Origin of the sequence: Methanoregula sp. (assembly GCF_049690535.1) — an archaeon.
Lineage (GTDB): Archaea > Halobacteriota > Methanomicrobia > Methanomicrobiales > Methanospirillaceae > Methanoregula.
In genome coordinates, this window is sequence record NZ_JBAVMX010000001.1 from 1 (window position 1) to 8,125 (window position 8,125).

10 protein-coding genes, 1 tRNA gene and 1 pseudogene are annotated in these 8,125 nt (G+C 58.9%); 7 read left to right on the plus strand and 5 right to left on the minus strand.

From position 1 onward, the window contains the following. The first annotated feature begins 50 nt into the window (after nucleotides 1–50). Nucleotides 51–938, plus strand: a complete 888-nt coding sequence (gene pyrB / locus WCE46_RS00005; RefSeq protein WP_424731661.1) for an aspartate carbamoyltransferase — start codon at nucleotides 51–53, stop codon at nucleotides 936–938. Continuing rightward, nucleotides 935–1,429, plus strand: a complete 495-nt coding sequence (pyrI, locus tag WCE46_RS00010) for an aspartate carbamoyltransferase regulatory subunit (RefSeq protein ID WP_424731652.1) — start codon at nucleotides 935–937, stop codon at nucleotides 1,427–1,429. The genes pyrB and pyrI overlap by 4 nt, the downstream gene beginning before the upstream one ends. 60 nt (nucleotides 1,430–1,489) lie before the next feature. Here pyrI and WCE46_RS00015 read toward each other — a convergent pair whose 3' ends face one another. Then, the gene (locus tag WCE46_RS00015; RefSeq protein WP_424731653.1) at nucleotides 1,490–1,987 is read right to left on the minus strand and encodes a phosphopantetheine adenylyltransferase; all 498 of its coding nucleotides are present in this window, start codon (nucleotides 1,985–1,987) and stop codon (nucleotides 1,490–1,492) included. Nucleotides 1,988–2,023: 36 nt separating this feature from the next. On the opposite strand from WCE46_RS00015, the gene WCE46_RS00020 reads away from it, so the two are divergent. From WCE46_RS00020 to WCE46_RS00035, 4 genes are read left to right on the plus strand one after another with little or no spacing between them, the layout of a single operon-like run. Beyond that, nucleotides 2,024–2,512: a gamma carbonic anhydrase family protein gene (locus tag WCE46_RS00020; RefSeq protein WP_424731654.1), complete on the plus strand. Its 489-nt coding sequence runs from the start codon at nucleotides 2,024–2,026 to the stop codon at nucleotides 2,510–2,512. Continuing rightward, nucleotides 2,505–3,806 (plus strand): FAD-dependent oxidoreductase, encoded by a 1,302-nt coding sequence (locus WCE46_RS00025; RefSeq protein ID WP_424731655.1) that lies wholly within the window; start codon nucleotides 2,505–2,507, stop codon nucleotides 3,804–3,806. Before WCE46_RS00020 ends, WCE46_RS00025 begins: the two co-directional genes overlap by 8 nt. Next, nucleotides 3,803–4,852 (plus strand): S-methyl-5-thioribose-1-phosphate isomerase, encoded by a 1,050-nt coding sequence (gene mtnA / locus WCE46_RS00030; RefSeq protein WP_424731656.1) that lies wholly within the window; start codon nucleotides 3,803–3,805, stop codon nucleotides 4,850–4,852. Before WCE46_RS00025 ends, mtnA begins: the two co-directional genes overlap by 4 nt. 19 nt (nucleotides 4,853–4,871) lie before the next feature. Next, nucleotides 4,872–5,573, plus strand: a complete 702-nt coding sequence (locus tag WCE46_RS00035; RefSeq protein WP_424731657.1) for a DUF116 domain-containing protein — start codon at nucleotides 4,872–4,874, stop codon at nucleotides 5,571–5,573. Here WCE46_RS00035 and WCE46_RS00040 read toward each other — a convergent pair. From WCE46_RS00040 to WCE46_RS00055, 4 genes are all read right to left on the minus strand, one after another. After that, on the minus strand, nucleotides 5,538–5,951 hold the full coding sequence (locus WCE46_RS00040) for a polymer-forming cytoskeletal protein (protein ID WP_424731658.1): 414 nt from the start codon (nucleotides 5,949–5,951) through the stop codon (nucleotides 5,538–5,540). The genes WCE46_RS00035 and WCE46_RS00040 overlap by 36 nt on opposite strands. A 70-nt stretch (nucleotides 5,952–6,021) precedes the next feature. Then, complete coding sequence (locus WCE46_RS00045) at nucleotides 6,022–6,861, minus strand: geranylgeranylglycerol-phosphate geranylgeranyltransferase (protein ID WP_424731659.1); 840 nt, start codon at nucleotides 6,859–6,861, stop codon at nucleotides 6,022–6,024. Nucleotides 6,862–6,992: 131 nt separating this feature from the next. After that, nucleotides 6,993–7,562, minus strand: a complete 570-nt coding sequence (locus WCE46_RS00050; protein ID WP_424731660.1) for a hypothetical protein — start codon at nucleotides 7,560–7,562, stop codon at nucleotides 6,993–6,995. 123 nt (nucleotides 7,563–7,685) lie between these two features. Beyond that, nucleotides 7,686–7,760: transfer RNA gene (locus tag WCE46_RS00055), tRNA-Arg, on the minus strand. Nucleotides 7,761–7,823: 63 nt separating this feature from the next. On the opposite strand from WCE46_RS00055, the pseudogene WCE46_RS00060 reads away from it, so the two are divergent. After that, nucleotides 7,824–8,125 (plus strand): annotated as a pseudogene (locus tag WCE46_RS00060) (tRNA (guanine(10)-N(2))-dimethyltransferase); the annotation flags it as partial.

Here is an 8,125-nt window from a genome sequence, read left to right on the forward strand (position 1 = left end):
GTGCATATAATCCTGACAAATCTCGCGCGGGAGGAGTTGCCACGCATCACATCATTTCCATCGGGGATTTTGACCGCAGCGCAATCGATCGTCTGCTGGATCATGCACAACAGATCGAGAAACAGAAGTATACCAAAAATGCTCTTGACGGCAAGATCCTTGCCGTCCTCTTTTTTGAACCCAGTACCCGGACCAGAATGTCCTTTGAATCCGCGATGGCGCGTCTCGGCGGCACCTCCATCTCGGTGAGCAGCGTCGAGGCCTGTTCGATGGCAAAGGGCGAGACCCTGGCCGACACGATCCGGGTGGTGAGCGGATACGCGGATGCGATTGTCATCCGCCACCCGAAAGAGGGCGCGGCGCGGCTCGCGTCGGAGTTTGCGAAAGTGCCGGTCATCAACGCCGGGGACGGTGCCGGCCAGCACCCGTCCCAGACGCTCCTCGACCTGTACACGATCCGCCAGTCGATGAAGATCGACGGGATCGATGTGGCGCTGGTGGGCGACCTGCGGTACGGGAGGACAGCGCACTCGCTCGCCTCCGCCCTCTCCCTCTACGGCGTCCGGCTCCACACGATCTCGCCCCCCGGTCTCGAACTGCCCCCGTCCCTCGCAAGTTCCCTCATCGGGAAGGGCATGGAGATTGTCGCGCACAACAGCATCGAAGATGTCATAAAAGACGTTGATGTCCTCTACGTGACCCGGATCCAGCGGGAACGGTTCCCGGACTCGACCTCGTACTTCAATGTCGCCTCCAGTTACCGGATCACCCCGGAACTCCTTGCCGGGGCAAAAAAGCACCTGATCGTCCTCCACCCGCTCCCCCGGGTGGACGAGATTGACCCGCGCCTCGACGCCTCGCCCCATGCCCGGTACTTCGAGCAGTCGAAGAACGGGGTGCCGGTGAGGATGGCCATGCTGCTGGATGTGATAGGATGAAACATATCGTACCCGCAGAGACGAGCGACGATGAGGGCGAAGGGCTCCTTGTCCGGCGGATCAAAAACGGTACCGTGATCGACCATATCGACGGCGGCGAGGCGCTCAACGTGGTAAAGATCCTCGGAATCGTCGGGACGACCGCGGAGGCGCTCTCGATCGCGACCAATGTCCCCAGCAAGGACATGGGTAAGAAGGACATCGTCAAGATCTCCAACCGGGAGCTCTCGAAAGAAGAGGTGGATCGGATCGCGCTCATCTCCCCCCGGGCGACCATCAATATTATCCGTAATTTCAAGGTCTGCGAAAAACAGGGAGTCGAGATCCCGACGCTGATCGTGGGCAGCGTGCGGTGCCCGAACCCCGGCTGTATCACCCGGACGAACGAGCCGATAAAAAGCAGGTTCGAGGTGCTGCCGGACGGGAAAGGGCTGCGCTGCCTCTACTGCGATTCGGTCATCACAAAAGATCTGACCAGTTACATCATATGACGGGGCGTCCGTGCGGCACAGCCCACCGTTGATGTATCCTATTTTTCCCGTTATTTCGTATTATCCGGATTTTTCCGTGGCCATCAGATGCCCATGCACATCGATCTCGCCACGCCAGATCCGGGTCGATGAGATCCAGCGGCCGTCCTCGGCGAGCACGCAGGTGATCTGGTGGATGTCCACCTTGCGCAGATTCTTCTCGCGGCGCATCCGGTTGATCTCGACTGCGACCGGCAGCGTCTCCTCGGACACGACAATCGCATCGAAATCAGTATCGAGCGCCGAACCGAACCGGTCGCTGAGCGGTTCGACCTCCCAGTGCGTCGCATACTTGTTCCCGGCGGCGTTGGTGGTGATGCCTCCCGCGATGAATGTCTCAAGGTCGGCCTTGCGTTCGGCAAAGGGATGGATCGGGTGCGTCTTCCTGCTTGCAAACGCATCCGTCGTAAGGCCAATCACGACCTGCCCATCAGGACCGGCAAGCGCAAACGACCGTGTCAGGAGGCGCTTGTGACCGTCGTGCAATGGGTCAAACGTGCCCCCTACCATAACCTTCATACTGTCTGTACGTTAAGTTCCTATGATAATATGGGTATGGATGGGAAGATCGCTGGCACACCGCTCTGGTGTGCGCCCAATGCAACGGTCATCGGCAGGGTCACGTTCGGGAAGGATGTCGGCATCTGGTTTGGCGCGGTCATCCGGGCCGACAAGGACCGGATCATCATCGGCGACCGGTCGAATATCCAAGACAACTGCGTTGTTCACACGAGCGCCGGCTTCCCGACGACGCTCGGAAGCGACGTCTCCGTTGGCCACGGGGCGATCCTCCACGGCTGCACCATCCGTGACCGGGTGCTGGTCGGCATGGGAGCGATCGTCTTAAACGGTGCGGTCATCGGGGAGGATTCCCTGATCGGGGCGGGGGCCGTTGTCACCGAGAGCATGCAGGTCCCGCCCGGGTCGGTCGTGCTCGGCGTGCCCGGGAAGGTGCTCAAAGAGACCACCCCTGCTCAGCGTGCGCACATCCTTGAAAATGCGCGGTCCTATGTCAGGCTTGCCGGGGAATACACCCATGGGTGACGTGGTCGTCATCGGGGCCGGGGTCTCCGGCATCCAGGCAGCGCTCGATCTCGCCAACCACGGTGTCACCGTACACCTGGTAGAAAGGGAGCCCACCATCGGCGGCCATATGGCGCAGCTTGATAAGACCTTTCCGACAAACGACTGCTCCATGTGCATCCTCTCACCGAAGATGGTGGAGGTGCAAAGGCACGCAAATATCCGGATCCATACCCTTTCAGAAGTGGAAAAAATTGAAGGCGATGCCGGGCACTTCCGGGTTACCATCCGCGAGCACCCCCGTTACATCGACATGGACGCCTGCACCGGCTGCGGCGACTGTATCGAGATCTGCCCGGTCGAGGTCTACAACCGGTTCGACGCCGGGGTCGGGGTACGAAAAGCGATCTACAAGCCCCACCCGCAGGTGGTCCCAGACCGGGTGGTCAAGGACACGGAGCACTGTATCGAGTGCGGGCTCTGCTACGATGCCTGCGGACCGCGGGCGATCCTGCACGAGGACGCGGAAAAAGAGCACGTTGTTGATGCCGCAGCCATTGTCGTCACCACCGGGTACGACATTTTTGATGCAAGGAAAAAATCCCCGCTCGGGTACCTGAAGTTCCCCGATGTGGTGACGAGCCTCGAACTGGAGCGGATGATCAACGCAAGCGGCCCGACCGGAGGGAAGATCCGACGTTTGAGCGACGGAAAAGAGCCGAAGAGCATTGTCTTTATCCAGTGCGTCGGTTCGCGGGACATGCCCCTGAAACGCCCGTACTGCTCCTGCGTCTGCTGCATGCAGGCAATTAAGAACGCGATGCTCATACGGGAGAAGCATCCGGAGATTGAGGTCACGATCTTCTACATGGACATCCGTGCTTATGGCAAAGGCTACGAGGAGTACTACGAGCGGGCAAAAGGGGTCGGTGTCCGGTTCCTGCGAGGGATGCCCTCTGACGTGCATGCCGACAACAACGGGAGCGGCATGTGCTTCCAGGTGGAGAACACCGAGACGGGTGGTGTGACCGTGCTCCACCCGGATCTTCTCGTCCTCTCCGTGGGCATCCAGCCGACGGATGCGACGGCAGCACTCGCTGGAAAACTGGGCCTTCCCTTAGAAGAGACCGGGTTCATCCGGTCGGTGCACGATGCGATGGATACCGTGGGCACGATACGGCCGGGCATCTACGTGGCCGGCGCTGCAATCGCGCCAAAGGATATACCTGACAGCGTGGCCTCTAGTGAATCGGCGGCGATGCGAGCGTTCATCGACGCAAAAAAAGCAACAGCTGCAAGGGTGCGATCCCGGTGAAAGAGACCGCCACTCTCTGGTGGGACGATGAACTTGCCGGGATCCGGTACATCGACCAGACCCTGCTTCCCACGAAGTATGCGATTGTCAGGTGCACGAGCGTCGACCGTCTTATCACTGCGATCAAACGGCTGGAGATCCGGGGCGCGCCAGCACTCGGGGTTGCCGGGGGATACGGGGTCGCCCTTGCAGCGAACTTATGCACCGAAGTATCGTTGAACGCGTTTACCCGTAAGGTCCAGAAGGAGTCAGGACGTATCCGGGAGAGCCGGCCGACGGCAGTCAACCTGAGCTGGGGTGTCGACCGGGTGCTTGCCCGGATGCTTGCCGTAACCGATGCGGCATCCGCACAAAAAGCGGCCCTTGCCGAAGCAACGGCAATCGCCGCGGAAGATACCCGGTGCTGCCACGCGATCGGCGATTACGGGGCCGCACTCCTCCCGGATCCCTGCACCGTGCTCACGCACTGCAACGCGGGAGCCCTTGCCTGCTCCACGTGGGGGACGGCACTCGGCGTGGTCCGGTCTGCGGTCGCGGCCGGGAAACATGTGAAGGTGATCGCCTGCGAGACCCGGCCGCTCCTCCAGGGCGCCCGGCTCACTGCGTGGGAACTTGCCCGTGACGGGATCGATGTCACGGTCATTACCGATTCAACCGCCGCTCATATCATGCGCACCGGGAAGATAGATGCCGTGATCGTCGGGGCAGACCGGATCACCGGTGATGCAGTCTTCAACAAGATCGGCACCTACATGCATGCTGTCTGCGCCCGCCACCACGGCATCCCGTTCTATGTCGCCGCGCCGCTCTCCACCTTCGATGCCACCCGGACCGAGCGGGAGGTAACCATCGAGGAACGGGGGCGCGATGAACTTGCGGTCATGGGAAACCGCACCCTGATCCCGGACGGCGTGCCAGTGAAGAACTATGCCTTCGATGCGACACCCATGAACCTTATCAGTGCGATCATCACGGATACGGGCGTCGTCCGGCCACCGCTCGATATCAGCGCACTCTTATCTGAAAACAACGCCCACTCATCTTAACAAAAAGGATCTGCCTGCAATGGATTTCGATCTCGGCCCCTGGCACAGCGTTGTGTTTATTATCGGCGAAGCAACCGTCATTTTTATCCTTGCGGCACTCCTGATATCGTTTGTCCTTGTCGTCATCTCCCTGTACTCGATAAAGAAAGGGCGCCTGTACTTCCCCCGGCTCATCAAGGCAGGGATCGTCTTTCTTGAAGGGTTCATGAAAGGGTTCTTCCGGCTTCTCGGCCTCGAAGACAAGGAGATGCTCACGTTTCTTATCAAGATCCACAACACGATGAACGCGAGTGCATTCTCCCGGGTTCCCCTGCCGGAGCGGGCGGTTTTTTTCCCCCAGTGCCTGCGATCCGCCAAGTGCCCGGCCCACCTTACCCCTGAGGGCCTCAAATGCGTGAACTGCGGGCAGTGCACGGTAGGCGAGGCCCGGATCTCCTTAGAAAAAATGGGATACCGGGTCTTCATCATACCGGGATCGTCGTTTATCAAACGGATGGTCAAAAAATACCACCCGAAGGCAATCATCGGCGTCGGCTGCCTGACCGAGGTAAAAGAAGGGGTCGACATGGCCGATAAGATCGGCCTGATTGCGATGGGCGTGGTGACCATTAAGGAAGGATGCGTGGAAACGCTGGTCAACTGGCAGGATATCTACGATGTTGCAACGCTGGGGCTCGAACCGGCATCAGTTCCCGATGACTTTCATGCTCTTGCCGGTTAACTTCCCGCTCTTTATTTTCCCGTGAACAAGGATCGCATCGCTGCTCGTCACATCCCCGACACGGACATCGGGCCTGATTATTACCTTCCCGCCGGCCTCAACTGAATAGACCACGCAGTGATCGAGAAGGGTAACATCGCCGGCAGCCACGAGCGGCCCTTTGACCCGGGCATGGCTCCCGATGATCGCGCTCCCGCATTCCACATCGAGGGCCACGCTCGACTTCATCCCCAGTTCAAGTCTCCCGGTGACAACGAGCCTCCCCCAGAAATGGGTCCGGGCGGGAACAACAAAATCGCCATCGATCCTGACATTGCCTTCGTAATACGACCCTTTGGGGGCATAGTACGTGCTGCCTTTCCGGATGACGTTTGCCATAAAGTGTATCAAGGTAGATGAGGCATGGCCTTGTGCATAAAGGTTGTTGTCACCGGCTCCACGCGACAGGTTAAAGGTACACGGCTGACAGCGTGAATACCACAAGGGAGGCAAACATCCCGATCTTGAGAAGGCCGGTCGATCCGGCCGCTTTGAGCCGGGCGGAGTCCGTGCAGCCGAGCGCTCTGCCTGCTGCAACGAGGATGATGAGGTCTACAAGAGTGATACCGGCGAGATACCATGCCCCCCACCAGAAATACGGCAGCATGCTTGCGGCAACGGCCACAACTGCAAAGACGAATGCGAGAAGAGCAGTCTTCCGTACCCCGATCCGGATGGGAAGGGTATCGGCACCCCCGGCGCGGTCCCCTTCGATGTCCTCGGCATCCTTCAAGAGTTCCCGGGCAAGCATCGCAAGGAACGTGATTACCGCGACCGGCAGCATGTCAATCAGCCGGTTCCCACCGGCGAGTGCCCCGCCAAAGAGGAAGATGCTTGCCGCAAGATACGAGACCGCAACGTTCCCGAAAAAAGGCGTACTCTTGAGCCGGGCCGCGTAGGCGACAAGGAGGAGTGCATTAAACAATGCGATAGCAAGGCAGAGCGGCGCCGTAAAACCGGCGAGCAGAACTCCCAAGAAAAACAGGACTCCCGCGTACACCAGTGCGGCATCCCTGCTTACGGCACCGGATGGGATCGGGCGCGCCGGGCGGTTTATCGCGTCGATCCCTGCATCAAAATAATCGTTGATCACGTTCCCGGCTGCGGTAATAAGGGTGACAACGACCATGAGCAGGATGACACCGGGCACGAGCGTGCCGGTCGCGATAAGGTACGCGACGATTGCGGCAAGCCCGGCGACAACCGAATTTGCCGGCCGGGTAATCGTGAAAAATCCTGCGAGGCCCATATTCTAGGGATCTGGTATCTGGCCGTTGGGTAATTAACCTGCCTGACCTGCGTACCGTTCCAAATACGACCGGGCCGGGCGCTGTATCTTCGGTACCGGAGCCATGGAAGGCTGCGAAGAAAAGAAAAAGATCAGGTGAACGCCGCAGGATTCAGCGTCCATGCAGCAGAGAATTCTACAGGAGTCTGTTTGGTGAGCGGCTCTGTGACAAAGAAAACTTCAAGAGTAGCCCCATTGGCCAGTGCCGCGTAATCCTTGTCCGAATCAATGACCACATAATCCCGCGGGGTATCACTGACCCCCGGCATGAGGATGGCAGTCTCTGCACCGGATCCATTATGGGAGAGACCGATACCCCCGTAAGAGACCCCTTGTGCATCCGTAATCCTGCTGAACCATCGCAACTGGAGGGGCGTGGTCCCGGTATTTTTCGCGTCTATGTAGATGTCAACCTCAGGATTACCGGATTGCGACCGGCCGGGCGTGATCTGCTCGATTGTGGCATTGACGGAGTACGTCCCGTTTACCAGCACAGCAGTCTCATACTGGTTTAATACCGGGTGGCCCGTGGCACTGACAGCGCTGGTGCCACCGGAGACCCCGGAGGCAGTCGGGTTACCAGAGGGCAGGGTTGTGCAGCCGGCAACGAGGAGCAGGCTGACGCAAAGGATCAATAAGGTACAAATGATACCACATTTCATGGGTTCACCTCTTTTTATGATGCAGAATATTTTTTTCATTTTTCCTAAAAAAAAATTTCGTGAAGACACTACCGAAATGTACCCGGAATGATTGACTCGTTCATAAAAAAGAGCGGGATGTTACGGGCGAGGGGGGATTTGAACCCCCGACCATTAGCTTAGGAGGCTAACGCTCTATCCGGACTAAGCCACTCGCCCACTGCTCATACCAATTGCAGGGGAATATGTATAAGTTTTGCGCGCTTCAACATCTCTCCCGCAATGGACGTAATCGAGGCAACGGAAGGAAAAACGACGTTTTTTGTCCCGGTCCAGGACAACCGGGAACAGTTCCCGCCCGGCACTGCCCCGGTCTTTTTCAACCGCCGGATGGAGCTCAACCGGGACTCAACCATTCTTCTCCTCTCGGTGCTCAAACCCTCCGACTATATCGATGCGATGGGAGCGACCGGGGTCCGGGGGCTCCGGGTCGCAAACGAGTGCGGGATCCCGGTCACGATAAACGACAAGGACCCGGAAGCGATCCCCTTAATTGAGAGAAACGTGGCCCGGTCCGGCCTTCC